This window comes from Aestuariispira ectoiniformans, from assembly GCF_025136295.1.
GTDB classification, from domain to species: Bacteria; Pseudomonadota; Alphaproteobacteria; order UBA8366; family Aestuariispiraceae; genus Aestuariispira_A; species Aestuariispira_A ectoiniformans.
On record NZ_CP062788.1, the window covers coordinates 950,550 to 975,171 of the forward strand.

24 protein-coding genes and 1 riboswitch are annotated in these 24,622 nt (G+C 58.3%); of the genes, 16 read left to right on the forward strand and 8 right to left on the reverse strand.

Annotation, left to right across the window (positions count from 1 at the left end):
* Positions 1-7 precede the first annotated feature (7 nt).
* From IF205_RS04735 to IF205_RS04775, 9 genes are all read left to right on the forward strand, one after another.
* Positions 8-295 carry a YciI family protein gene (locus tag IF205_RS04735; protein ID WP_259782143.1) on the forward strand — a complete coding sequence of 96 codons (288 nt, stop codon included), beginning with the start codon at positions 8-10 and terminating at the stop codon, positions 293-295.
* 16 nt (positions 296-311) lie between these two features.
* Positions 312-923, forward strand: coding sequence for a DNA-3-methyladenine glycosylase I (locus IF205_RS04740; protein ID WP_259782144.1), 612 nt, complete (start codon positions 312-314; stop codon positions 921-923).
* Positions 924-1,206: 283 nt separating this feature from the next.
* Complete coding sequence (locus IF205_RS04745; protein ID WP_259782145.1) at positions 1,207-3,042, forward strand: chloride channel protein; 1,836 nt, start codon at positions 1,207-1,209, stop codon at positions 3,040-3,042.
* Between the two features lie 359 nt (positions 3,043-3,401).
* Positions 3,402-4,598, forward strand: a complete 1,197-nt coding sequence (gene bhcA, locus IF205_RS04750) for an L-aspartate--glyoxylate aminotransferase BhcA (protein ID WP_259782146.1) — start codon at positions 3,402-3,404, stop codon at positions 4,596-4,598.
* Positions 4,599-4,637: 39 nt separating this feature from the next.
* Positions 4,638-5,582, forward strand: a complete 945-nt coding sequence (locus IF205_RS04755) for an HpcH/HpaI aldolase/citrate lyase family protein (protein ID WP_259782147.1) — start codon at positions 4,638-4,640, stop codon at positions 5,580-5,582.
* Positions 5,583-5,611: 29 nt separating this feature from the next.
* Positions 5,612-6,793, forward strand: a complete 1,182-nt coding sequence (locus IF205_RS04760; RefSeq protein WP_259782148.1) for a malate--CoA ligase subunit beta — start codon at positions 5,612-5,614, stop codon at positions 6,791-6,793.
* 18 nt (positions 6,794-6,811) lie between these two features.
* On the forward strand, positions 6,812-7,708 hold the full coding sequence (sucD, locus tag IF205_RS04765) for a succinate--CoA ligase subunit alpha (protein WP_259782149.1): 897 nt from the start codon (positions 6,812-6,814) through the stop codon (positions 7,706-7,708).
* 100 nt (positions 7,709-7,808) lie between these two features.
* Positions 7,809-8,780, forward strand: coding sequence for a 2-hydroxyacid dehydrogenase (locus IF205_RS04770; RefSeq protein ID WP_259782150.1), 972 nt, complete (start codon positions 7,809-7,811; stop codon positions 8,778-8,780).
* 38 nt (positions 8,781-8,818) lie between these two features.
* Positions 8,819-10,168 carry a glycerate kinase type-2 family protein gene (locus IF205_RS04775; protein ID WP_259782151.1) on the forward strand — a complete coding sequence of 450 codons (1,350 nt, stop codon included), beginning with the start codon at positions 8,819-8,821 and terminating at the stop codon, positions 10,166-10,168.
* 51 nt (positions 10,169-10,219) lie between these two features.
* On the opposite strand, the gene IF205_RS04780 is transcribed toward IF205_RS04775, so the two are convergent.
* Both IF205_RS04780 and IF205_RS04785 read right to left on the reverse strand, forming a co-directional pair.
* Complete coding sequence (locus IF205_RS04780) at positions 10,220-10,939, reverse strand: CbtA family protein (RefSeq protein ID WP_259782152.1); 720 nt, start codon at positions 10,937-10,939, stop codon at positions 10,220-10,222.
* Positions 10,940-10,965: 26 nt separating this feature from the next.
* Positions 10,966-11,154 carry a CbtB domain-containing protein gene (locus IF205_RS04785; RefSeq protein WP_259782153.1) on the reverse strand — a complete coding sequence of 63 codons (189 nt, stop codon included), beginning with the start codon at positions 11,152-11,154 and terminating at the stop codon, positions 10,966-10,968.
* Between the two features lie 35 nt (positions 11,155-11,189).
* Positions 11,190-11,418: riboswitch (cobalamin riboswitch) on the reverse strand.
* Positions 11,419-11,534: 116 nt separating this feature from the next.
* Here IF205_RS04785 and IF205_RS04790 point away from each other — a divergent pair.
* From IF205_RS04790 to IF205_RS04805, 4 genes are all read left to right on the forward strand, one after another.
* Positions 11,535-11,894, forward strand: coding sequence for a hypothetical protein (locus IF205_RS04790; protein WP_259782154.1), 360 nt, complete (start codon positions 11,535-11,537; stop codon positions 11,892-11,894).
* 88 nt (positions 11,895-11,982) lie between these two features.
* Positions 11,983-14,328: a heavy metal translocating P-type ATPase gene (locus tag IF205_RS04795; protein ID WP_259782155.1), complete on the forward strand. Its 2,346-nt coding sequence runs from the start codon at positions 11,983-11,985 to the stop codon at positions 14,326-14,328.
* A 49-nt stretch (positions 14,329-14,377) separates the two neighbouring features.
* Entirely contained in the window at positions 14,378-14,809 is a 432-nt protein-coding gene (locus tag IF205_RS04800) for a c-type cytochrome (RefSeq protein ID WP_259782156.1), read from the forward strand.
* Between the two features lie 27 nt (positions 14,810-14,836).
* Positions 14,837-15,400, forward strand: coding sequence for a carboxymuconolactone decarboxylase family protein (locus IF205_RS04805; RefSeq protein ID WP_259782157.1), 564 nt, complete (start codon positions 14,837-14,839; stop codon positions 15,398-15,400).
* A 39-nt stretch (positions 15,401-15,439) separates the two neighbouring features.
* Here IF205_RS04805 and metH read toward each other — a convergent pair whose 3' ends face one another.
* The 4 genes from metH to IF205_RS04825 form a co-directional block, all read right to left on the reverse strand.
* On the reverse strand, positions 15,440-18,127 hold the full coding sequence (gene metH / locus IF205_RS04810) for a methionine synthase (protein ID WP_259782158.1): 2,688 nt from the start codon (positions 18,125-18,127) through the stop codon (positions 15,440-15,442).
* The gene (locus IF205_RS04815; protein ID WP_259782159.1) at positions 18,127-19,191 is read right to left on the reverse strand and encodes a homocysteine S-methyltransferase family protein; all 1,065 of its coding nucleotides are present in this window, start codon (positions 19,189-19,191) and stop codon (positions 18,127-18,129) included. Before IF205_RS04815 ends, metH begins: the two co-directional genes overlap by 1 nt.
* Before the next feature lie 37 nt (positions 19,192-19,228).
* Positions 19,229-20,158, reverse strand: coding sequence for a methylenetetrahydrofolate reductase [NAD(P)H] (metF, locus tag IF205_RS04820; RefSeq protein ID WP_375542673.1), 930 nt, complete (start codon positions 20,156-20,158; stop codon positions 19,229-19,231).
* A gap of 197 nt (positions 20,159-20,355) precedes the next feature.
* Positions 20,356-21,141, reverse strand: coding sequence for a substrate-binding periplasmic protein (locus IF205_RS04825; RefSeq protein ID WP_259782160.1), 786 nt, complete (start codon positions 21,139-21,141; stop codon positions 20,356-20,358).
* Positions 21,142-21,337: 196 nt separating this feature from the next.
* Here IF205_RS04825 and IF205_RS04830 point away from each other — a divergent pair, with 196 nt between their 5' ends.
* A complete protein-coding gene (locus IF205_RS04830) occupies positions 21,338-21,643 on the forward strand; it encodes a hypothetical protein (protein ID WP_259782161.1) in 306 nt (101 codons plus the stop codon).
* A gap of 9 nt (positions 21,644-21,652) precedes the next feature.
* Here the strand turns inward: IF205_RS04830 and IF205_RS04835 are convergent, their stop codons facing one another.
* On the reverse strand, positions 21,653-22,978 hold the full coding sequence (locus IF205_RS04835) for a sensor histidine kinase (protein WP_259782162.1): 1,326 nt from the start codon (positions 22,976-22,978) through the stop codon (positions 21,653-21,655).
* A gap of 4 nt (positions 22,979-22,982) precedes the next feature.
* Complete coding sequence (locus IF205_RS04840; protein ID WP_259782163.1) at positions 22,983-23,639, reverse strand: response regulator; 657 nt, start codon at positions 23,637-23,639, stop codon at positions 22,983-22,985.
* 147 nt (positions 23,640-23,786) lie between these two features.
* On the opposite strand from IF205_RS04840, the gene IF205_RS04845 reads away from it, so the two are divergent.
* Positions 23,787-24,074 (forward strand): PepSY domain-containing protein, encoded by a 288-nt coding sequence (locus IF205_RS04845; RefSeq protein WP_259782164.1) that lies wholly within the window; start codon positions 23,787-23,789, stop codon positions 24,072-24,074.
* Between the two features lie 2 nt (positions 24,075-24,076).
* Positions 24,077-24,616 carry a cytochrome b/b6 domain-containing protein gene (locus IF205_RS04850; RefSeq protein WP_259782165.1) on the forward strand — a complete coding sequence of 180 codons (540 nt, stop codon included), beginning with the start codon at positions 24,077-24,079 and terminating at the stop codon, positions 24,614-24,616.
* Positions 24,617-24,622 lie beyond the last annotated feature (6 nt).

Below are 24,622 nucleotides of genomic sequence, written 5' to 3' on the forward strand. Positions count from 1 at the left end.
GGGAAATATGTTTGCTGTATTCCTCAAATTCTCCGGCAACAGGGCGAAGGCCGGTCAGTTCATGGACGGCCACAAGGCTTGGATAAAGCGGGGTTTTGATGACGGTGTCTTCCTGATGGTCGGCAGCCTGACGCCCGATCTGGGTGGGGCTGTACTGGCCCATGGCACATCCCGTGACGCGTTGGAAGCCCGTGTGAAGGACGATCCTTTCGTCGCGGAAGACATTGTGACGGCAGAAATCCATGAGATCGCACCGGCCAGGGCTGACGAGCGTCTCAATTTCCTGCTGAGCTGAAAAGGGCGCTAGAACAATGAGCAAGACGATAGAAGCCCCGGATGGGCAACCGCGTTGTGGCTGGTGTGCGGCGGCCCGTGAATTTTTCGACTATCATGACAGGGAATGGGGCTTTCCGGTTGATGACGACAGGCGCTTGTTCGAGAAGTTATGTCTGGAAAGTTTTCAGTCAGGGTTAAGCTGGCGCACGATCCTGGCCAAGCGTGAGAATTTTCGCGCCGCCTTTCACAATTTTGATTTCGACCGGATTGCAGATTATTCGGAAAAGGATCGCGAGCGCCTGTTGCTGGATGCCGGGATCGTCCGCCATCGCGGCAAGATCGAGGCTGTGATCAACAATGCCGCACGGGCAAGGGAACTGATTGATCAGGAGGGGTCTCTGGCGGCTTTCGTCTGGCGGTATGAGCCGGACCCGGCACAGCTTGCCGCGCCGCAGAGCCAATCAACCTCGCCGGAATCCGTTGCCTTGTCCAAAGAATTGAAAAAGCGCGGATGGAAATTTGTCGGCCCGACCACGGTTTATGCCTTCATGCAGGCCATGGGGCTGATCAACGATCATGTGGAGGGCTGTATCATGCGGGAAAAGGTGGAGAAGGCCCGCGCGGCCTTTACCCGCCCGACAGCCTGAAACCCGCAGCACAGGCCGCGTGACGGCGGATGCTGCGGGTAAATGATCGCCGGTCTGAAATTAACCATTAAAGCATGAATATGTGACAGGACGATGTATCGTTTCCGGGTTGGTGTAAGCCAAATTCAACCCGGAAACGGTCAGCAAGTATGACCCAAATTCAAAAATCTTGTTACATGGGGTGCCTTGCGTAATGCGTCAAGACATACTATTGACAACGCCTGCCCATATTTAGGCAGCTAAACTTTTTAGTTTGTACACATAAAATATGCTCAAAGAGACCATGGAAAATAAACAAGCTCCTCTAGCCCAAACGGCCGGGGGGTCTAAAACCTCTGCGGCTGCACTTGAACGAGGGAAAAAGCGGGTTTCGCTTCTGTCCCTCTCGATCATGGCGCTTGCTGTCGGTGTCGTTACCGGCTTTGGCGCTATCGTGTTCCGCTTTATGGTTGGTGTTATTCACAATTTTGCCTTCCATGGTGAACTTTCCGCCGTTTATGACGCCAACGTCTTCGGCCCGCCAAGCGAGTGGGGTCCGGCCCTGATCCTGGTGCCGATAATAGGCGGGCTGATTGTGGTCTTCCTGGTGAAGAAATTTGCCCCGGAGGCTCGCGGTCATGGCGTGCCCGAGGTGATTGATGCGGTCTATTTCCGCCAGGGTGCGATCCGCCCGGTCGTGGCCGTCGTGAAATCGCTCGCCTCCGCCCTGTCGATCGGGACGGGCGCGTCGGTCGGTCGCGAAGGCCCGATCATCCAGATCGGTGCGGCCCTGGGGTCCAGTCTTGCGCAGTGGACGAAGCTGCCTGCCGGACAGCGGATCGTGCTGCTTTCGGCCGGTGCCGGTGCGGGGATCGCGGCCACCTTCAACACGCCGTTGGGCGCGGTGATCTTCGCCGTTGAACTGATGATGCCGGAGATCAGCGTACGCACCTTCCTGCCCGTGGTCGTGGCAACCGGCACGGCGACCTATGTGGGGCGCCTGTTCTTCGGCCTGCAGCCCGCCTTTGTGGTTCCGATCGCCCATGCACCGGAACTGGCGCCGCTGCATATCTTCGGCTTTATCGGCTATGCCATTCTGGGGATCGCCTGCGGCCTGGCGGCCTGGTCCTTTATCCGGGGCGTGCATTCCGCGGAGGAACTGTTCGAACGCCTGCCGTTTAATGACTATGTCAAAGCCATTCTCGGCATGGGGACCGTGGGGGTCATGCTCTATCTGTTCCAGAGCCAGGCCGGTCACATGTTCATCGCGGGCACAAGCTATGCAACGATCCAGGCGGTTCTGCAGGGGACAATGAATGCCTTGCCGCTGCTGGCGCTGTTGTTCCTGGCAAAGCTGGCGGCCACCTCGATCAGTCTTGGCGCGGGTGCGTCGGGCGGCGTCTTCGCGCCGTCGCTGTTCCTGGGAACGGCGCTGGGTGGCCTGTTCGGCGGGATTGCGGCAATTGTCCTGCCTGAGGCGGGCATGAACGCCGCCGAAGGCGCGATGGTCGGCATGGCATCCGTCAACGCGGCCTCTACCGGGGCGGCGCTGACTGCCATTGTGATGGTCTTCGAGATGACCCGCGACTATAACATCATCGTGCCGATGATCATCGCGGTCGCCATTGCGGTGGGCATCCGCCGTATGCTGATCGACGAAAATATCTACTCGATCAAATTGCTCAGCCGCGGTCACCATATTCCGAAGGACCGGCACAGTAACATGTTCATGGTCCACCCGGCCAAGGACGTCATGCATGACATTTCCTATGTGCTGGACGCGGACAAAACCCTGGCAGAGGCACTGCCTGCGGACTTTGGCGAGAAACGCGGCCCGGTTCTGGTGGCCCACGACGGACATGTCCTCGGGGTGATCGAGAATATTGATGCGCTTTTGCACCGGAAAATCACCGCACCGGACAGCTTGGTACGCAGCTATACCAACCGGAAGTTCGTTCTGGCGCGGTCCGGGAACATTCTGGACGACGTGCTTCGGCGCATGGCGCGGCGGGAGCATACAACCGCGCTGGTCGTTGCCAAGCGTTCCGGTGTTCCGCGTGTAGAAGATGTTCTGGGCGTGATCAGCCAGCATGGCGTTGGCGACAGCCTGTTGGCGGAACTGCGGTCAATCTCCAGCTAACAGACCTGAATGACCTGACAAGAAAGCGGCTTCCCGGCGGAAGCCGCTTTTTTTAGTCGCGTATTATATTTCCATTGTATGGCAATTTTACCACCAGATAGGTCGCTATTTAGTTCAAATTCGTCGTAGGCCGTACATTGCCCCTACTGAAAATACCGCAATATTCTGTCGCCCGATTATGGTTTCGGGTAAGGGTTTAACAACGTGGCCGCCATCCTTGTACGGATGGAATAAAAAGCAGGTCTTCTCCGAACAGATTTTCCAATTTCCCACGCCTTTTGTGGGAGGGGGGAACTGCGTCCTAAATCAGGACAGGTGATACCGCTCGGTCGCGCATCAGCTTAGGGAGATTGTGTCTCATGGCGGGTCGTAACGCATTATTCATCCCCGGACCGACCAACATGCCGGATCGTATTCGCAACGCGATTGATCTTTCCATGGAAGATATGCGCGCGCCGGATTTTCCGGAATTCACCAAGCCGCTGTTCGAGGACCTGAAGAAGGTCTTTCAGACTGAAACCGGTCAGGTCTTCCTGTTCCCGGGTTCCGGCACCGGTGGCTGGGAAGCGGCGATCACCAACACGCTGTCGCCGGGCGACAAGGTCCTGATCAGCCGTTTCGGCCAGTTCTCCCATCTCTGGGTGGATATGTGCGAGCGCCTGAAGTTGAACGTCGATGTGATCGACGTTGAGTGGGGCACGGGCGTTCCGGTTGAGGAATATGCCAAACGCCTGGAGGCGGACAAGGCCCATGAGATCAAGGCGGTCTTCTGCTGTCACAACGAAACCGCAACCGGTGTCACTTCTGACATTTCGGCGGTCCGCAAGGCGCTGGATGCAGCCGATCACCCGGCGTTGCTTTATGTGGATGGCGTCAGTTCCATCGCCAGCATCGATTTCCGCATGGACGAATGGGGTGTGGATCTGGCGGTCAGCGGCTCCCAGAAAGGCTTCATGCTGCCGACGGGTCTGGCCATCGTCGGTGTCAGCCAGAAGGCTCTGGAAAAACGCCACACCGCACAATCGACCCGTTGCTTCTTCGATTTCGAAGACATGATCCGCCTGAATGCACAGGGTTACTTCCCCTACACCCCGGCAACCACCTTGCTGCGCGGCTTGCGCGCATCGGTTGACATGCTGCTGGAAGAGGGGCTGGAAAACGTCTTTGCCCGTCATCACCGCATGGCCGAGGCGGTTCGCCGTGCGGCAATCGACGGCTGGGGCATCGGTGTCTGCGCCAAGGGGCCGGAATGGTATTCCGACACGGTAACCGCCGTGACCGTCCCGGACGGCTTTGACGGCAACCAGGTCGTGAAACATGCCTACTACCAATACAACCTGTCGCTGGGCGTCGGCCTGTCGAAAGTTGCAGGCAAGGTCTTTCGTGTCGGCCATCTGGGCAGCCTGAACGAGTTGATGATCCTGCAAGCCCTGGCCGGTTGCGAAATGACCATGCGCGATCTGGGTATCCCGATCGAGGCCGGCAGTGGTGTGGCCGCAGCGGAAGAATATTTCCGTGAAACCGCAACGCGGGCGCAGGCCCTGGCCGCTGAATAAGACGCGACCTTCAGACCCTATTCTTGAGAGGTTTATGCCATGAGTCACACAATTTATCAGCCCGTTGTCTCCCGCTTGCAGCGCAGCGAACTGGCCGTGCCGGGGTCGAACCCGTCGATGATCGACAAGGCCGCCGACAGTGCTGCCGACTATATCTTCCTTGATGTCGAAGACGCGGTTGCCCCGCCGGACAAGGAACAGGCCCGTGCCAATATCATCCAGGCGCTGAACGACATCGACTGGAAAGCCAAAGGCAAGACGATCTCTGTGCGTATCAACGGTCTGGATACCCATTACATGTATCGCGACGTGGTCGATATCATGGAACAGGCCGGGGACAAGCTGGATACGATCCTGGTGCCGAAAGTCGGCGTCCCGGCGGACCTCTATATGGTAGAGGCCATGTGCAACCAGATCGAACAGGCCAAGGGCTACACCCGTCAGGTGGGGCTTGAAGCCCTGATCGAAACGGCGCTTGGCATGGCCAATGTTGAATCCATCGCTCAAGGCTCCAAACGCCTGGAAGCCATGCATTTCGGTGTTGCTGACTATGCCGCCAGCAACCGCGCGCGTACGGTCAATATCGGTGGCCTGAACCCGGATTATCCGGGCGATCAGTGGCATTTTGCCCTGTCCCGCATGACGGTTGCCTGCCGGGCCTATGGCCTGCGCGCCATCGATGGTCCGTTCGGCGATTTCAACGATCCGGACGGTTATATCCTGGGTGCGAAACGTGCAGCCGCACTTGGTATTGAAGGGAAATGGGCGATCCATCCCTCCCAGATCGAACTGGCCAATGACGTCTTCTCCCCGCCGGCAGCGGAAGTGGACCGCGCCCATCGCATCCTGGAAGCCCTGCGCGAGGCAGAGGCTGCCGGGCGTGGCGCTGCTCAGTTGGACGGCAAGATGATCGACGCGGCCTCTGCCCGTATGGCGGAAAATGTCGTGAATATCGACCAGGCGATCAAGGCGCGCTCCGCGTAAGCAGGCAGGCAGAACAGGGAGGACATCCAATGGATATCCATGAGTATCAGGCAAAGGAACTGTTGGCCGGTTTCGGCGTGCCGATCGCGCGCGGCGGCCTCGCCTACAGCCCGGAACAGGCAACCTATCGCGCCCGTGAACTGGGTGGCGACAAATGGGTGGTGAAGGCTCAGATCCATTCCGGCGCACGCGGCAAAGCGGGCGGCATCCGCGTCTGCGAAAACGACAAGGAAATCTGGGAAGCGGCAGACGACCTGCTGGGCAAGACCCTGGTCACGCACCAGACCGGTCCGCAGGGCAAGACGGTCTATCGCCTCTATGTGGAAGAGGCGACCAATATCGACCGGGAGATTTATCTCGGCTTCGTCCTGGACCGGAAACATGAACGGGTCTGCGTCGTGGCGTCTGCGGCTGGTGGCATGGAGATTGAAGAAATCTCTGCGGAACAGCCCGACAGCATCATCCGCGTCGCGGTGGAAAGTGCTGTCGGCATGAAACCGTTCCAGGCGCGTGAAATCGCCTTCAAGCTGGGCCTGGAAGCAGGCCAGATCAGCAAGGCGGAAAAGGCGATCCTGGGCTGCTATCGGGCGTTCCGTGAAATGGACGCCACCATGGTGGAGATCAACCCGCTGGTGGTGACCGGCGAAGGCGAGTTGGTCGCGCTCGACGCCAAGATGAGCTTTGACGAAAACGCCATGTTCCGCCGTCCGCATATTGCGGAATTGCGCGACAAATCACAGGAAGACCCGCGCGAGACCTATGCGGCGGATCGCGGTCTGTCCTATGTGGGGCTGGACGGCAATATCGGCTGCATCATCAACGGTGCGGGCCTCGCCATGGCGACCATGGACATGATCAAACATGCCGGTGGGGAGCCTGCCAACTTCCTTGACATCGGTGGCGGCGCGTCGCCGGAGCGGGTGACCAAGGCCTTCAAGGCGGTGCTGGCCGATGATGGGGTCGAGGCGATCCTGGTGAACATCTTTGCCGGTATCAACCGTTGTGACTGGGTGGCCGAAGGCGTGGTCCAGGCGGTTCAGAATATCGACCTGAAAATCCCGCTGGTGGTCCGTCTGGCGGGCACCAATGTGGAAGAGGGGCGTGAAATCCTGAAAAACAGCGGCCTGCCGATCATCACGGCGGAAAGCCTGGGCGAAGCGGCAGACAAGGCCGTTCAGGCCTGGCGCGACAACACGGCCAAATCGGCCTAGGACGAGAGGGAGGATAAAATGGCTATTCTTTTGAACGAGACCACCCCCGTTATCGTCCAGGGCTTCACCGGCCGGATCGGGACATTCCACGCCCAGGAAATGATGGATTACGGCACCAATGTTGTCGGCGGGGTGACACCCGGCAAGGGCGGCACGACCCATCTGGGCAAGCCGGTCTTCAACACCGTGCGAGAGGCGGTGGAGGCAACCGGTGCTACCGCCTCCGTGATCTTTGTACCGCCGCCCTTCGCCGCGGATTCCATCATGGAAGCGGCAGATGCGGGCATCCAATATGCGGTCTGCATCACCGACGGCATTCCCGCCCAGGACATGATCGAGGTGAAACGCTATATGCGCCGTTACAAGCGGGAGCAGCGCATGATCCTGACCGGGCCGAACTGTGCCGGGTCGATCAGCCCGGGCAAGGCGATGATGGGCATCATGCCGGGCCATATCTATATGCCGGGCAAGGTCGGCGTTGTCGCCCGGTCCGGCACGCTGGGCTATGAGGCCGCCGCCCAGATGAAGGCGCTGGGCATCGGGATTTCCACCAGCATCGGCATCGGCGGAGACCCGATCAACGGCAGTTCCTTCCAGGATATCCTGGAACATTTCGAACAGGATGCTGAAACCGAAGCGGTCATGATGATCGGTGAAATCGGTGGCCCGCAGGAAGCGGATGCCGCCCAATTCATGCGCGATCATATGTCGAAACCGGTTGTCGCCTATATCGCGGGCTTGACGGCGCCAAAGGGCCGCCGGATGGGCCATGCCGGGGCGATCGTTTCTGCCTTTGGGGAATCCGCTGCTGAAAAAGTGGAAATCCTGAAGGAAGCAGGTGCTCTTGTCGCGCCTAACCCATCGGAGTTAGGCTCCACCATGGCGCAAGCCCTGGCGGGTAAGCCTGCGGCGTGACAAGATCCCCGGTTGGTGTAATACAGACCCCTATCTCGCTTCACCAACCGGGGGCCCCTTTCGGGGGAAACCATCGAAACCGATTGTAAGAGGTATCTGAATGTCCAAGCCAAAAGTGATCGTGACACGACGTTGGCCGGAACAGGTCGAGGCGGAAATGCAGCGTCTGTTCGATGTTGAGTTGAACACCGATGACCGGCCAATGACCAAAGATGAAATCCGCAATGCCATGATGCGTGCGGATGCCCTCTGCCCGACGGTGTCGGACAAGCTCGGCCCGGCGATCTTTGCAGGTGAGGGCATTCGCACCAAAATCCTCGGCAATTTCGGGGTCGGTTTCAACCATATCGATATCGAGGCGGCGAAGGCGGCAGGGGTCAGGGTGACCAACACCCCCGGCGTGCTGACGGATGCCACGGCGGATATCGCGCTCACCCTGATCCTGATGGTGGCCCGTCGGGCGGGTGAAGGCGAACGGGAAGTGCGCGACAATGCCTGGACCGGTTGGCGGCCGACGCATTTGTTGGGCACACAGGTAACGGGCAAGACTTTGGGCATCATCGGCATGGGGCGTATCGCCAAGGCCGTAGCCCACCGTGCCCATCATGGTTTCGGTATGGACGTGGCTTTCTATAACCGCTCCAAGGTCGATGAGGCTGAGGCGCGCAGTCTGGGTGCCCGTCAGGTCGATAGTATCGACGAAGTTTTGGAAACTGCGGATTTCGTCTCGCTCCATTGTCCGGGCGGTGCGGAAACCTTCCATCTGATGAATGCGGAACGCATCGGCAGGATGAAGCCGTCGGCCTATCTGATCAATACCGCCCGCGGCGATGTGGTTGACGAGCAGGCGCTGGCAACAGCCTTGAATGATGGCACGATCGCAGGCGCAGGTCTGGACGTCTACCAGGGCGAACCGGATATCGCACCGGCGCTGCTATCTGCCAAAAACACGGTGCTTTTGCCGCATCTGGGCAGTGCGACCACTGAGACCCGGACCGCCATGGGCATGAAGGTCGTGGAAAACCTGAAAGCGTTCTTCGCTGGTGAGACGCCGCCGGATGTGGTTGTCTGATTCGACGATACGGATCAGATTGTCCGCAGGGGAATGACATGGCGTTGCAGGAGCGTATGGGTATCTCTCAGGCACGGGATTTGGCGGAAACCGCTTTCCTTGCCGGTGTGAAGGCGGCCGATCCGGACAAGGCGGTGCGTGCTGCCCTTTCCGTGAAAAAGACCGGCCTGTCCGTTGCCGGTGTCAAGGACGTCTGGAGACATGTCTTCCTGATTGCTTTCGGTAAGGCTGCCTGCGGGATGACCGAAGGGGCGTTGGCTGTAATTCCTCCGGAGTATCTGGCGGCCCCGCCCATTGTTGTGACCAATGACGAGAATTTCCGGGAAATGGACGGTTGCCGCGTCTTTGCCTCCGGGCATCCCCTGCCGGATGCGCGCGGCATGAAGGCAGCACAGGAAATTGCTGCTTTGCTTGACCAGACCACGAAAGAGGATTTGGTCCTGGTTCTGGTCAGTGGCGGCGGCTCGGCCTTGCTGCCGCTGCCTGCCGAAGGCATTTCCCTGGATGAAAAAATTCAGACCACGGACCTGCTACTGGCCTCCGGGGCCGGGATCAGCCAGGTCAATGCGGTGCGCAAGCATCTCTCTGCTCTCAAGGGTGGACAGTTGGCGCAAAAGGCATTACCGGCTTGCGTGCATGCCCTGATCCTGTCGGATGTGATCGGTGATGACCTTTCCTCAATTGCCAGCGGGCCGACCGTGCCGGACCCGACGCGATTTTCGCTCTGCCGGGCAATCCTGAAGGATTACGGCGTCTGGACCAAACTGCCGGCTGCGGTACTGGCGCGGCTGCGAAAAGGTCATCAGGGATTGTTGCCCGAGACGCCCAAACCGGGCGGTGATGTTGACCGGCAGGTACATAACACGCTGGTTGGCAGCAATGCCTTGAGTCTGAAAGCGATGGAGGAGGCGGTTACCAAACAAGGCATTGTGGTCAGGCGCTATGATGATGCCCTGACAGGGGAAGCCCGGGACGAGGCGGCAAAGCTGGTTGCCTATCTCAAGACACTGAACAAGGACGTGAAGCGGGGGCCAATGGCCGTGACGGCTGGTGGTGAGACGACCGTGACACTTTCCGGTAAGGGCAAGGGCGGACGGAACCAGGAATTTGCGCTCGCTTTTGCGATTGAGGCCGAAAGGCAGGAATTGGGGATGAACTGGGAATTCCTGAGCGCGGGCACCGACGGTCGCGATGGTCCGACGGATGCCGCAGGTGCTGTGGTGGATGCCCAGACGTTGGCCCGAATGCGGGATGCCGGGGGGAACCCGGCGGCTTTGTTGGCGGAAAATGACGCCTATAATGCCTTGTCGCTTTCCGGGGACCTGATCAAAATCGGCGGCACCGGCACGAATGTGGCCGACCTGCAACTGGCCCTGATCTGGGTTTGATCTTATTCGTGGATAGCAGAAAACCGGCCTCCTGGGAGGCCGGTTTATTGGTCAGGCTGATTTATTGAAACGGTTGTAAAGCCATCCTGTCGAGGCACCCAGCACCAGCCAGAAAAGCAGGGCCGATACCAGGGAGGCCACGGCAAATTCCGCAGCAAGCGACGGCGGTACTGTGCCTCCCGGAACATCCGGATGCGGCGCGCCGACGATATGAGGAACGGCAATCAGGACTACGCCCAGACCGGTCCAGATATGGCCTTGCTTCAGGAAAATAAGGGCCAGTCCCACGGCAGAACAGGCAACGGTCAGAAACCACCATATCTGGCGGGCCTGAAGGTCCGCGGCAACCGTGCCGGGCACTTCCGGCGGCAGGCCGAGCGCTGGCAGAAGTGAGAAGGCGGCAAACCCGGCTAGGCCCCAGAGGACACCGGTTTTGACATCTTCATCCCGTCCACGCAGGACAATTGCCCCACAAAGCAATAAGCCGAAACCGACACCGGCGGCGACATTGCTGAGCAGGGTAAAGGCAGTCCGTTCCAAACCATCTTCCGGAGCCCAGTCGCCAGCATCATGGTCGTGGCTGTGGGCTTCTGTTTCTGCCGCGACGGCACCATGGCTTTCTTCGCCATGGTCATGGGCGTCGGCAGTGCCGGTTTCATAGGTTTCGGCTTCCAGAATAAGGGGGATTACCTTAACGGACTGGGCGGCAGATGCGAACACGCCGGCTATGAAGCCGGCGATGATCGCGGTCATCAACACTCGTTGAATCACGATTATGATCTCCCGTTATGCCAGGATTAGTGGCACGGGAAGGTAAAGGAGTGCCGTGCGTCGTGAGCTGCGTTATGCAGCGTGGACGGCTGGGCGAAACCAACACCATAGATCATGAAGACACCGAGCAGACCGGCGACAACGGCCGCTGCAACCCGGTTTTGGATGCTGACAGTGGCATTGCTATGCCCCTGGGTCAGTACACGATCAGTCATAACTCCCTCCGCGTTTGATCGTAGATATCAGCCCGAAATCGGACTTCTGAATGGCAGGTCTCCTGGCTAACGGCTTCTTATCCGATACGCCTTCCCGGTGTTGTCGAAACCTCACCAGTGGCTCAATGCATCGGACAAGCCGTCTACAGTTGCGGGGGCAGCCCAGGTCTGAAATCCCCTGATGGGTAGATTCCTCCTGCGTTCCCTATTAAGCCCCAAAGCTCTATCGCTTTTATAGGGGGCACCACTCAACGGCCAAATATGGTTTGCCTCGGGGATTTTTGTCAACTGATTAGCCGTTTATGAATATAGAAATATTGACCTCGCGCATTTCCCGGCGTTCATTGGGGTATTAGGATTGTATCCATGGATAGGTTCGGATGCTGAAGATGACCAGGCTATGCAGAGATGGTGGGGTGGCGAAATCGCCGCTGGCCATGCTTGCATTGATCTGCCTGCTTGTCGTCAGCATCGTGAGCATGCCCGCCATGGCAACAAAGGCTGCGCCAGTATCCTCGCAGGGCGTTGAGCGCCTGCTGGATACGACGGCGGGGTCATCGTCGGTTGATCATAAAATGGCGACCGGCTGCTGTGTTCAATCCGTATGTGTTGCCTTTCTTGTCGTCACGCCGGAGGGAATAAATCGGGGTTGCAGTCCCGATGTGCCTTCGGTGTTTTCCAACGACGGGTATGCCAGCCTGGCAATTACGCCGGCCAAACATCCTCCGCGACGCCGATAAATTTTCGGGTCACCGGGGTCCTTTATAACGGTCACGCCTCAAGCAGACCGACCCGGATTTCGTTGGAGATTTATTTGGAGGCAAGGCAATGGACGAAAAAAGTCACTGCCATCATCATGCCGATCAGGAGGGACGGGTGACCGACCCCGTCTGCGGCATGTCGGTTCGCCCCGAAGAAGGACGGCCCAAGGCCGACTATAAAGAGCGGACCTACTATTTCTGTTCACAAGGGTGCCACGGCAAATTCGTTGGCGACCCCGAACATTACCTGAGCGGCCGCCATCGCGATGCGGCTCAGAAAAAAATGCCGGCAGGTACGAAATACACCTGCCCCATGCATCCTGAAATCGTGCGGGATGCGCCGGGCGATTGCCCGATCTGCGGCATGGCGCTGGAACCCCAGGGCGTGCCCGCACCCGATGAAGGGCCCAACCCGGAGCTGGTGGACTTCACGCGTCGCTTTTGGATCGGCGCGGTTTTGACCGTGCCGGTGCTGATACTGTCCATGGGGCCCTATGTGGGATTGGGGTTTATTCGTGACACCCTGGGGGAGACTGTGTCCTTATGGGCCGAACTGGTGCTTAGTACGCCGGTCGTCCTTTGGTCTGGCTGGCCGTTCCTGTTGCGGGGCGCGAAATCCCTGCGCACGGGGCATCTCAACATGTTTACCCTGATCGGCATGGGGGTCAGTGCGGCCTATTTCTTCAGTGTCGTCGCGGTTCTGTTCCCGCAGATTTTCCCCGAGGGTTTCCGGGATGCGGAAGGGCATGTCGGGGTTTATTTCGAGGCAGGTGCCGTGATCACCGTGCTGGTGCTGGTGGGGCAATTGATGGAACTGGGCGCGCGGGAGCGGACCGGCTCTGCCATCCGCGCCCTTCTCGACCTTGCGGCCAAGACCGCCCGTGTCATTCGCGACGACGGGACCGAACAGGAAATCCCGCTGGAAGAGGTGAAGGTCGGGGACCGTCTTCGCGTGCGTCCGGGCGACAAGGTGCCGGTTGACGGCGTGGTGATCGAGGGGCGTTCCTCATTGGACGAATCGATGATTTCCGGCGAACCTGTACCGGTGGAGAAGACCGAAGGCGATGATGTCACCGGCGCAACGATCAACGGCACAGGCAGTCTGGTGATCGAGGCAAGGCGTGTCGGGGCCGATACGGTGCTGAGCCAGATTGTCGAGATGGTCGCCAAGGCCCAACGTAGCCGTGCGCCGATCCAGAAACTGGCGGATTCCGTCGCTGGAAAATTTGTACCCGCTGTTATTGGTGTTGCGGTGATTGCGTTTATCGTCTGGTCCTTTGTCGGACCGGAACCCGCGATGGCCTATGCGCTGGTATCGGCGGTGGCGGTGCTGATTATCGCCTGCCCCTGTGCCTTGGGGCTGGCCACACCCATGTCGATTATGACGGCGACAGGGCGGGGTGCACAGGCCGGTGTCCTGATCAAGAATGCCGAAGCCCTGGAACGCTTTGCCCAGGTCGATACGCTGATTGTGGACAAGACGGGAACCCTGACCGTCGGCAAACCAAAACTGGTCTCTGTCCTGTCGCAGGAGGGGCTGGACGAAAACGAGCTTTTGCGTCTTGCGGCCAGTCTGGAGCGTGGCTCGGAACATCCGCTTGCTGAGGCCATTGTGGCGGGTGCGGAAGAGGCGGGGCTGTCCTTGTCGAAGGCGGAGGATTTCGAGGCGCTGACCGGCAAGGGTGTGACAGGCAAGATCAATGGCCGGAATGTCGCATTGGGCAACGTAAAGCTCCTGACGCATCTGGGGCTTGAACCCGGTGGTCTTGTTGATGAAGCCAATCGTCGCCGCGATAACGGGGAAACCGTGATGTTCGTCGTGGTTGACGGCAAGGTGGCGGGATTTGTGTCCGTCGCCGACCCGGTGAAGGAGACAACAGCCTCCGCCCTGCAGGCTTTGCATGAGGAGGGTTTCCGGATCGTCATGGCGACCGGCGATAACGAACGCACGGCCAAGGCCGTCGCCGCCCGGTTGGGGATCGATGACCTGCGGGCTGATGTGTTGCCGGAAGACAAGGCCAGGATCATCAAGGAACTGCAGGATAAAGGCGCGAAGGTCGCCATGGCCGGTGACGGGGTCAACGATGCCCCGGCATTGGCGCAGGCTGATGTTGGTATTGCCATGGGGACCGGTGCGGATGTTGCCATTGAAAGTGCGGGTTTCACCCTGGTGAAAGGGGACCTGACGGGGATCGTCCGGGCGCGCCGTCTGGCAAAGGCCACCATGCGCAATATCCGGCAGAACCTTTTCTTTGCCTTGGTTTACAACGCTTTTGGTGTGCCGGTGGCGGCGGGCGTTCTCTACCCCGTTCTGGGGATATTGATCTCGCCCATGTTTGCCGCAGCGGCCATGAGCCTGTCTTCCGTTTCCGTCATCACAAATGCGTTGCGTCTGCGCCGGGTCGATATCTGACCCCGGCTGCCTGACACGACCCGATAAAACTTTTACAGGATTCAATTCGATGAAAATTACTGAACATCTGCCGAAGCTGGCGGTGCTGGCTGTTATGATTGGCGGGGCCGTTGTGCTGGGTACTAAATTCTTTGGAACCAATGATGCGGCGGTTGGCGCGCAACCCGTCATTCCGGAATATTCCGATCTCGCAAAGCGTGGGGAAGCGCTGTTTCAGTCGAACTGTGCCCAATGTCATGGCACGAATGCCGTTGGTACCGATCAAGGACCGCCGTTCCTGCATCCCTTCTACAATCCCGGCCACCATGGTGACAGGGCGTTTCTGGCCGCCGTTCGCAATGGCGTGCGTGCGCACCACTGGAACTTTGGCGATATGCCGCCGCAGCCCCAGGTCTCCAGTGCCCAGTTGAGAGCCATCGTGGCCTATGTCCGGGAAATCCAGGTGGCCAATGGGATCGTTTATCAGAAGCACAAGATGTAGGCGGTTTGATTTCAGGAGGATAGCCCCATGCGATTGAAGGCCCTCAAACCATCGCAATATGCATGGTTCATCCGGCCGTTTTTCTGGCGGCAGCGCCGGAAATACGGGGCAATTCTGGATGCCGCCCTGCTTTGGGGCAGGTCACCCCGGCTTTTTGCCGGGGTGGCAATCCTCTACGGCATGATCGACAGGCGCAGGTCACCGATAGAACCCGCCTTGCGGTCACTGGTGACCGTTCTGGTTTCCCAGATCAACCATTGTTCCTTTTGCGTTGATATCAATTCGGCAACGTTGTTGAAACGTGGCGTGCCAATAGAAAAAGTCGATGCACTGGAAACCTGGCGGGACAGTTCTTTGTTCAATGGCCGGGAGAGGGCGGCACTGGACTATGCCGATGCTGTCACGCGCTATGACCGGGGCGTGGATGATGACGTTTTTGCAACGCTAAAATCCCATTTTTCCGAAGATGAAATTGTGGAACTGACCGGGCTGATTGCCTTCCAGAATATGTCCAGCAAGTTCAATAGCGCGCTTGATGTTCCTGCACAGGGCTTCTGTCGCATGAATGCCGATGCCATTGAGCGTAAATGAAATCAGCCTGCCGGAGCCCCACCTCCGGCAGGCTGGACGTCAGGCTGACTTCTTGACCTCTGCCTGCGCGTCGCCGGTATCGGACGACGGGGTATAGGCGAGGTTCGGCGCCAACCAGCGTTCGACTTCCGCCACGGTCATGCCTTTGCGTTTGGCATAATCCGCGACCTGGTCCCGGTCGATTTTCCCCAGGCCGAAATAGCGGCTGTCGGGGTGGCTGAAATACAGACCCGAGACCGCTGAGGCAGGCCACATGGCGCAACTTTCGGTAAGTTCCACTCCGGCATTGCGTTCCGCATCCAGCAGTTTGAACAAGGTGCGCTTTTCGGTGTGGTCCGGGCAGGCCGGATAGCCGGGTGCCGGGCGGATACCGGTATATTTCTCCCGGATCAGGGCCTCGTTATCGAGTTCTTCCTGCGGGGCGTACGCCCAGAATTCCTGGCGTACGCGTTCATGCATACGTTCCGCAAAGGCTTCGGCAAAGCGGTCCGCCAGGGCCTTGACCATGATGGCGCTGTAGTCATCATTCTTGTCTTCGAATTCCTTGGCAATCCTGTCCACTTCCGCGCCTGCGGTGACAACGAAACCGCCAACCCAGTCGGGGATGCCGCTGTCTTTCGGGGCGATGAAGTCGGTCAGGCAGGAATTGGGCCGGTTGCCGGATTTTGCAGATTGCTGGCGCAACCCGTTCAGCACGGTTTTGACCGTGGTCCGGGATTCGTCCGTGTAGACCTCGATATCATCGCCAACCGCATTGGCAGGCCAAAGGCCGATCACGGCGCGGGGCTGGAACCATTTCTCCTCCACAATGCGCAACAGCATGTCGGAGGCATGGTTGAACAGGTCCTGCGCATGTTCCCCCATTTCCGGATGGTCGAAAATTTTGGGGAAGGAGCCGCGCAGTTCCCAGGTGTGGAAGAAGGGCGTCCAGTCGATATAGTCCACCAGTTCCTGCAGGTCATAGCGGGCGAAGACCTCGACGCCTTTGATCCTGGGTTCCGGCGGCAGATAACCTTCCCATTTCCCGTCAAATGCATTGGCGCGGGCCTGTTCCAATGTCACGGCGGCCCCTTCCGGGCGCTGGCTGCGGCCATCGCGGATCCGGGCATGTTCGGCGGCAACATCCTGCAGATAGGCCCCCCGATGCTCTTTCGACAGCAGGCGCGAGACCACGCCGACCGCCTTGGACGCATCGTCCACATGGATGACCCCATGGTCGTAATTGGGTTCGATCTTGATGGATGTGTGTTTCTTGCTGGTCGTCGCCCCGCCGATCAAAAGCGGAATATCCATTCCTTCGCGCTTCATGTCGCTGGCGACCTCGCACATACGGTCCAGGCTGGGCGTAATCAAGCCGGACAGGCCGATGATATCCGCCTTTTCCTTGCGGGCCGTTTCCAGAATGGTTTCGCTGGGCACCATGACGCCGAGATCGACCACATCATAGTTATTACATTGCAGGACCACGCCGACAATATTCTTGCCGATGTCATGCACGTCGCCCTTGACGGTAGCCATGACGATCTTGCCCTTGGTGCTGGTGTCGTTGTTGGCAGCCTTTTCCTCTTCCATGAAGGGGATCAGATGCCCCACGGCGGTTTTCATCACGCGGGCGCTTTTGACCACCTGGGGCAGGAACATCTTGCCCTCGCCAAACAGGTCGCCGACCACATTCATGCCGTCCATGAGTGGCCCTTCGATCACATGCAGCGGGCGTTCGGCCTTTTGCCGCGCTTCTTCGGTATCCTCCACGATATGTTCGGTGATGCCGTGGATCAGGGCGTGGCGGATGCGTTCCTCCACCGGTGCCTCGCGCCAACGCGGATCTTCCTTCTTCTGTTTCTCGCCGCTGCCTTTGTATTTGTCGGCAATTTCAAGCAGGCGTTCGGTTGCGTCGTCACGCCGGTTCAGCAGCACATCCTCGACACGCTCGCGCAATTCCTCCGGGATGTCGTCATAGACGGTGATCTGACCCGCGTTGACGATGCCCATATCCATACCGGCGCGGATCGCATGGTAGAGGAAGGCGGAATGCATGGCTTCCCGCACGGGATTGTTGCCCCGGAAAGAGAAGGAGATGTTGGAGACACCGCCCGACACATGGACCAGCGGCATGGCCTCCTTGATCCGCCGGGTCGCCTCGATGAAGGCGACGGCATAGTTGTTGTGTTCCTCAATCCCGGTGGCGACCGCAAAGATATTCGGGTCAAAGATGATATCGGTCGGCTTGAAACCGATCCTGTCCACCAGAATGTCGTAGGATCGTTTGCAGATATCGAACTTGCGCTCGGCGGTTTCCGCCTGGCCGTTCTCGTCAAAGGCCATGACCACGACCGCCGCGCCATAGCGGCGGATCAGGGTTGCCTGTTCGATGAAGGGTTCTTCACCTTCCTTGAGGCTGATGGAGTTGACGACGGATTTGCCCTGAACGCATTTCAGGCCGGCCTCGATCACGGTCCATTTTGAACTGTCGATCATTAGTGGTACGCGGCTGATATCCGGTTCGCTGGCAATCAGGTTCAGGAATTTTGCCATGGCATGTTCGGAATCCAGCAGGCCTTCGTCCATATTCACATCGATGATCTGTGCGCCGCTCTCGATCTGCTGGCGTGCAATGTCGAGGGCGGTGGCATAGTCGCCGTCGGTGATCAGTTTGCGGAATTTGGCGGAGCCGGTGACATTGGTCCGCTCACCCACATTGATGAAGCTGGCAATCGATTGTGTCATTAGGCTGCTCCCGCCTCGAAAATTTCCAAACCCGACAGGCGAAGCGCATCCTTCTGTTTCGGAATGCGACGCGGGGCAATACCATCGACCGCCTTGGCGATGGCGTCGATATGGCCCGGTGTGGTGCCACAGCATCCGCCGACGATGTTGAGCAGGCCTTCCTCGGCCCAGTTGCCAATCTGCTCTGCCATGTCGTCCGGTGTTTCGTCATAGCCACCGAATTCATTCGGCAGACCGGCATTGGGATAGATGCAGACCAGACTGTCCGCCACCCCGGCCAGGGTTTTCACATGCGGGCGCAGTTCCTTGGGTCCCAGCGCGCAGTTGAGGCCGATGCTGAACGGGCGGCCATGTTCGACGGATACCCAGAAGGCCTCCGGCGTCTGTCCGGTCAGCGTGCGGCCGGACCGGTCCGTAATCGTGCCCGAAATCATCACCGGCACATTGGTGCCGCGTTCGGTCTGTACCAGATCGACCGCAAAGATCGCCGCCTTGGCGTTCAACGTGTCGAAGATGGTTTCGATCAGCAGTAGATCGACACCGCCATCAAGCAGCCCCTTGGTGGCCTCTGTGTAGGCTTCCACCAGCTGGTCGAAGGTGATGTTGCGATAGCCTGGGTCGTTCACATCCGGGGAAATGGAGGCTGTCCGGTTGGTCGGGCCGAGTGCGCCGGTCACGAAACGCGGCTTGTCCGGCGTTTCCGCCTCAATGGCGGCTGCGGCCCGGCGGGCAACTTTTGCGGCCTCGACATTCAACTCATAGGACAGGTCTTCCAGGTGATAATCCGCCTGGGATATGCGATTGGCGTTGAAGGTATTTGTGGTCAGGATATCCGCGCCCGCCTCCAGGAACTGGCGGTGGATGTCCTCAATCGCCTGCGGCTGGGTCAAGGTCAGCAGGTCGTTGTTGCCGCGCAGGTCACTGGCGTGGTCGCCAAAGCGCGCGCCGCGATAGTCCTCTTCACTGAAATCATAGGCCTGGATCATGGTGCCCATGGCACCGTCCAGCACAAGAATGCGGTTTCGTACGGCTTCGAATAACGTGTTGGTTCTCTCTGTCGACATGATCCTGAACTTGCTTTTTGTCCTATGAAGGCGGTGTTTATGCGGCGTGTTTGGCGGCCCGGTCGCGCACGCCCAGGGCGTGGCAGATTGCCCGGGTCAGATCTGCACGGTTCATGGTGTAGAAATGGAAGCTGCGCACGCCGTTTGCGTAGAGGTCGCGGCATTGTTCGATGGCGACTGAGGCGGCAATCATCGCCTGCGTTTCCCGGTCGTCGTCCAGGCCGTCGAACATATCGACCAGCCATTGCGGGATATGCGCGCCGCAGGCGCTGGAGAAATTGACCAGACCCTGCAGGTTGGTAACAGGCATGATGCCGGGCACGATTTCCTGCGTGATCCCCGCAGCTTCCGCCTGATCGCGGAAGCGGTAGAAGTGATCGTTTTCAAAGAAATACTGTGTGACCGCCCGGTTGGCCCCTGCATCCAGTTTGCGCTTCAGGTTGTCCAGGTCGGCTTTGGCGCTGGCGGCCTGGGGATGCACTTCCGGGTAGGCGGCGACACTGATGTCGAAATCCGCAACCTTGAGCAAACCTTCGACCAAATCGGCGGCAAAGGCATAGCCATCCGGGTGCGGTTCATATTTGCCACTGCCTTTGGGCGGGTCGCCGCGCAGGGCCACGATGTTGCGCACGCCTTCCGCCCACAGGTCGCGGGCCAGATTATCCACATCCTGCCGCGCGGCCCCCACACAGGTCAGGTGGTGGGCGATCGGTACGCCGGTCGATTTCTGCAGGCGCGTGACCCAGTCGCGGGTCAGGTCCTGGGTGGTTCCGCCCGCGCCATAGGTGACCGACATGAAGTCCGGTGACAGTTCGGCCAGCTTTGTGGCGGCCTCGTCCAGACGTGTTGCCCCATCCGCAGTCTTGGGCGGGAAAAATTCGAAAGATACCGAGATTCCCGGCAAGGCTTCTTTCAGATATTTGGTCGGCATCGCTATAACTTTCGTCGCCCTGGTTGATAAAGACATAACGATATCTTTATCTAATTATGATGAGAAAGTCCACAGCGAGGAAGGAAATCTCTTCCAAAACCGTTTCAGGTTTGAAGATTCCCATTTGTTTTCAGTTATTTGCTGGAAATTAAATTTTTAGGTCAGCCAACTGGTGGAACCTGTGGGCTGATACGTCCGGTGACGGCATGCAGTAACCGGACTGGCGAAGTTGATTAGCTGCTGGGGCTTTCGAAGCGGTATTTTGACAGGATCGCCTTGTATTCTTCCGTCTTCACAAAGGCCTTCAGGGCTTTCGAGAAGGAGGCGGCAAGCGCTTTCGCATCGGGGGCTGCTTTTGAGAAGGCGATATAGTCCGGTGCGTAATCTATCTTGGGTTCCAGAAAACGAATTTGCCCGGACAGGCCCATCTCTTCGGCAATGGCACTCATGACCGGCTTGTTGCATACCGCAATATCAATACGCCCGCGCACAAGCGTTGCCAGCAGGTCTTTGGTCGTGCTGAATTCCAGTTTCTGCAGGTCGCTGTTCAGGCTGTAGTCCTTGCCGTGCCAATAACCTGCGACGTTGCCAAAACTATAGTCGGCAAGCGTATTGATATCGCCGTCATAAGAAATGCGGCTACCCGTATTCACCACCAGGGAACTGGACTCGTAGATATGCGGGATGTCCACATAAAGCGCAGTTTTGGCGCGGGCCGGGGTTTTGAAATAGACGAGAACCATGTCTATCTGCCCGGTGGCGAGATTGAATTGCACCCGTTTCCACGGAAAGCGTTTGTATGACAGGCTATGGCCGAGTTCCTTGGCCAGATGCTGCACAATCTCTGCTGCGGCACCGTGGAACGCATCATCCTTTTCAAAATAGAAGGGGGTATAGTCCGTATCGCTGACCCCGACGACCAACTCGCGGGCGTCGGACTGCCGGGTCAAAGCCAGGTTGCAGGCAACCGACAGAATTGCTGCAACAATCAGGATTGGGAAGCGGTATTTTGTGAGCATGCGACAGGCGCTGTCCTTGTAAACTTTGATACATTCTAAAGACAAGCATTTAAGGCTTTCTTAATTCAAGCCTCGCGGCTTTAAGCAGAATGCGGAAAATGATATGGTAATGCCTGTTCGAGGGGGCTGCGGTGAACGCGTGCTCCGGCAGGCTGTTTATCATCGTGACCCCAGTCGCATATGAGGGGCCGTTGCCATGACCACCGACGACAAGACCATTGATTACGAAAAAGTCCTTCTTGACCCGACGTCGATGTTCGTCTCGCCGGAAGCCTTGTTGGCGGACGAAAATTTCAGTATTCCGCAGAAAATCGAACTGCTGCGGCGTTGGGAGTATGATGTTTGCGAGGTTGATGTCGCCGAAGAAGAAGGCATGCCTGTGTCTGACAAAGAGGAAAACATGCTGGAGCGTATCCTGACCGCCCTAGATGCGCTGGGCGCGGAAGTAGATACGGATCACACCCCGCCAACCAAGCATGGCGGGATAGACCTGTCGAAGTAGCCTGTTCTTCTAGGGCAGGATCAGTCTGGCCTCAAAACCGCTTTCCGTTCCAGGACGCGGCGAAATCATTTCGAGCTTTCCGCCGGCGGATTCGATGATTGCCTCGACGATGGCCAGCCCCAACCCCGTTCCCTGAGATGTGCTGTTGCCGTTTCGGGCAAAGCGTTTGGTAAGCGCCTGCAGGGCGTCCGGTGTCAGGGGCGGGCAGTCGTTGGCGACATGGACGGCCTTTTCCGTGCACCAGATGTCGATGGCGCCATCCGGATCGCCATGGGCAAGGGCGTTTTCAATCAGGTTGCGCAGGCAGATCGCATAGGCATCCGTGTCGATTCTGGCGGTCAGGCCGATAAACGACGGCGGGGCAAAACGCAGTCGTTCGGCCTGTTTCGGGTCATGCGCGAAATCCTCCAGCACCAGTTTCGTGGCGTCGCCCAATGCCTGCGGTTCCTCGCTTATGCCAATCCCGGCGTCGGCGCGCGCAAGCTGCAAAAGTTTCTCTGACAGTCGGGCCAACCGTTTCAGGGCCATTTCAACCTTTTTTCCCCGTTCGTAGGCCGGGGTGTCCTTGGGCAATTCGCTGATAAGCTGCTGTGTTTGCGCCAATGCCGTTGCGACCGGTGTCCGCAATTCATGGGCGCTGTTCGAACTGAAGGCCCGTTCGGCGTCCAGTGCGGAATGAAGCCGCGTCAGGAGTGAATTCACCGCAGCGACGATCGGCGTCAATTCCGTTGGGCAGCGAGGCAATTCGATGGCCTCCAAATTGCCGTGACCGCGAGTGATGATTTCTTTACGGAACAGCTTTAGCGGCGTGATTCCCTGACGCACGCTTGCCCAGATGCCCAGAAGGCATGCGGGAATGAGGATGAGGATCGGGTATAGCAAACCGGTGGCGCTTTCCACCCAGGCCTCATTGCGATGGTATTTGGGTTCTGCAACCTGGATGAACAGGCCGCTATCACCTGCCGGTTCCGTATAGTAGCGATAATTCGCATCATCCCAGAAGCCACGTTTCAGCGGTGCCGGAAACGGGGCTTCCTGACTGGCGAGGGAACGAAGCAGAGGTGGCCCGCCGGCCTTGCGAACCTGATACATCAGGTATTCGTCGTCGTCGGGCATGCCGCCGGTTACGACGGTGTCGCCGTTTTTCAGAGTGGAAAGATAGGCGATGGCCAGCGGCACGCTGCGCTGGGCTGTCTGCTGCAGGGCGGCATCCAGGGTCTCCGCGATCTCATGGCGGATGTTTATGGCGGCCAGAATGGTGCCGATCAGCCAGAGCGCAATGATGATGATCGTGGTCCGAAAGACGATTTTCCGGCTGATGCTGTATTCCCGCAAGGGTCTATCCTTCCATGCGATAGCCGACGCCACGCACGGTTTTTATGGTCTGGCTGCCGAGTTTCTTTCTAAGGCGGCTGATATAGACTTCGACCGTGTTGCTTTCCACTTCCGCGCCAAAGTTATAAAGGGCGTCTTCCAACTGCCTTTTTGCAATTGTTGCGGATGGCCTGCGTATGAATTGATCCAGGATCGCCCATTCGCGGCTGGTCAGATCAATCTGTTTTCCGCTGACAAACACAAGACGGTTTGCCTGGTCTATTTCCAGGTCTCCGATGGTTGTCATGGGGTTGGGGTTGCCGGAGTAACGCCGGGCCACGGCGGACACACGGGCCATCATTTCATCAAGGTCGAAGGGTTTGACCAGATAGTCGTCCGCACCGGCATTCAGTCCGGCAATGCGGTCGGAAATCTGATCCATGGCCGTCATGATGATACAGGGGGTTGCGTCGCCGCGCTTTCGCACCTGGCGCAACAGGTCCAACCCACTGCCGTCGGGCAGGTTCAGGTCCAACAGGATGATGTCGTAGGATACGCTGGTCAGGGCCAGGTCTGCCTCGGAAAGTAGCGAGACCCAGTCGACGGCTTCCCCTGCCGCCGTGAGATGGCCGGTAATGGCATCGGCCAGATTTGCTTCGTCTTCAATCAGTAAGATACGCACGTATTCATCCTAATGTGGTGTGACCGGCTCGGGTACCATGGAAAACTGACAATAAGCTGAAGGCCTTTTGGTTGTTATTTCAGCTTCCCGTCAGGATCACATGCCAGTTTGTGCCCATTAGGCATGGTTGTGCAAGAAGGACACAAGATGAATAAGATGATTTTGACGGCAGGGGCAATGGCGCTGGCTGCGACTGTTATGGTGAAGGCCGGTGACGTGCGAGCCGAAGACGGCAAGTGCGATGCCGACAAAAGCACCTGGAAAACGCAGGAACAGCTTCGCCAGCAGCTCGAGACACGTGGTTGGAACGTGAAGAATATCAAAGTGGAAGACGGTTGTTTTGAAGCCTATGCCCTGACGGCTGAGGGCAAACGGATCGAGGCCTATTTCAATCCGGCCACTTTGGAAGTCGTTAAAGTTAAAGACGAGGATTGACCATGAAGGCCACTGTTAAGGTTTGGGACCCGTTGCTTCGCCTGTTCCATTGGAGTCTGGTTGCCAGCTTTGCAGTGGCCTGGCTTTCCGCGGAAGAAATTCAAAGCATGCATATCTGGGCGGGATACGCCGCCGGGGCATTGATCGGTTTTCGTCTTCTCTGGGGGCTGGTTGGGCCGAAATACGCCCGATTCGGACAGTTTGTGCGCTCCCCGAAAGAGACGAAATCCTATCTCTGCGATATCACACAGGGCCGTGAAAAGCGGTATCTCGGGCATAATCCTGCGGGCGGGGCCATGATCCTGGCATTGATAGCCGGACTGGCGTCGACGGTTTTCTTCGGCTGGCTCAGCATTACTGATGCTTACTGGGGCGTGGAATGGGTCGAAGAGGTCCACGAGTTTTCGGCCAATGTCATGCTGGGTCTTGTTGTATTACATGTTTGTGGTGTCGTTCTGGCATCCATACGCCATGATGAGAACCTGGCGAAGGCCATGTGGACGGGTCGCAAACGTGTGCCGTCAGCGGAAGACGTCAGCTAGTCTCCA

Bases quoted from the DNA above. Each gene is read 5' to 3' on its own strand.
- IF205_RS04830 (WP_259782161.1), top strand. From the start codon at position 21,338: ATGACCACCGACGACAAGACCATTGATTACGAAAAAGTCCTTCTTGAC.
- metH (WP_259782158.1), bottom strand. From the start codon at position 18,127: ATGACACAATCGATTGCCAGCTTCATCAATGTGGGTGAGCGGACCAAT.
- IF205_RS04850 (WP_259782165.1), top strand. From the start codon at position 24,077: ATGAAGGCCACTGTTAAGGTTTGGGACCCGTTGCTTCGCCTGTTCCAT.
- IF205_RS04760 (WP_259782148.1), top strand. From the start codon at position 5,612: ATGGATATCCATGAGTATCAGGCAAAGGAACTGTTGGCCGGTTTCGGC.
- IF205_RS04770 (WP_259782150.1), top strand. From the start codon at position 7,809: ATGTCCAAGCCAAAAGTGATCGTGACACGACGTTGGCCGGAACAGGTC.
- IF205_RS04740 (WP_259782144.1), top strand. From the start codon at position 312: ATGAGCAAGACGATAGAAGCCCCGGATGGGCAACCGCGTTGTGGCTGG.
- IF205_RS04735 (WP_259782143.1), top strand. From the start codon at position 8: ATGTTTGCTGTATTCCTCAAATTCTCCGGCAACAGGGCGAAGGCCGGT.
- IF205_RS04825 (WP_259782160.1), bottom strand. From the start codon at position 21,141: ATGCTCACAAAATACCGCTTCCCAATCCTGATTGTTGCAGCAATTCTG.
- IF205_RS04790 (WP_259782154.1), top strand. From the start codon at position 11,535: ATGCTGAAGATGACCAGGCTATGCAGAGATGGTGGGGTGGCGAAATCG.
- IF205_RS04805 (WP_259782157.1), top strand. From the start codon at position 14,837: ATGCGATTGAAGGCCCTCAAACCATCGCAATATGCATGGTTCATCCGG.
- IF205_RS04745 (WP_259782145.1), top strand. From the start codon at position 1,207: ATGGAAAATAAACAAGCTCCTCTAGCCCAAACGGCCGGGGGGTCTAAA.
- bhcA (WP_259782146.1), top strand. From the start codon at position 3,402: ATGGCGGGTCGTAACGCATTATTCATCCCCGGACCGACCAACATGCCG.
- IF205_RS04845 (WP_259782164.1), top strand. From the start codon at position 23,787: ATGAATAAGATGATTTTGACGGCAGGGGCAATGGCGCTGGCTGCGACT.
- IF205_RS04815 (WP_259782159.1), bottom strand. From the start codon at position 19,191: ATGTCGACAGAGAGAACCAACACGTTATTCGAAGCCGTACGAAACCGC.
- IF205_RS04775 (WP_259782151.1), top strand. From the start codon at position 8,819: ATGGCGTTGCAGGAGCGTATGGGTATCTCTCAGGCACGGGATTTGGCG.
- IF205_RS04800 (WP_259782156.1), top strand. From the start codon at position 14,378: ATGAAAATTACTGAACATCTGCCGAAGCTGGCGGTGCTGGCTGTTATG.
- metF (WP_375542673.1), bottom strand. From the start codon at position 20,158: ATGTCTTTATCAACCAGGGCGACGAAAGTTATAGCGATGCCGACCAAA.
- IF205_RS04795 (WP_259782155.1), top strand. From the start codon at position 11,983: ATGGACGAAAAAAGTCACTGCCATCATCATGCCGATCAGGAGGGACGG.
- IF205_RS04785 (WP_259782153.1), bottom strand. From the start codon at position 11,154: ATGACTGATCGTGTACTGACCCAGGGGCATAGCAATGCCACTGTCAGC.
- sucD (WP_259782149.1), top strand. From the start codon at position 6,812: ATGGCTATTCTTTTGAACGAGACCACCCCCGTTATCGTCCAGGGCTTC.
- IF205_RS04755 (WP_259782147.1), top strand. From the start codon at position 4,638: ATGAGTCACACAATTTATCAGCCCGTTGTCTCCCGCTTGCAGCGCAGC.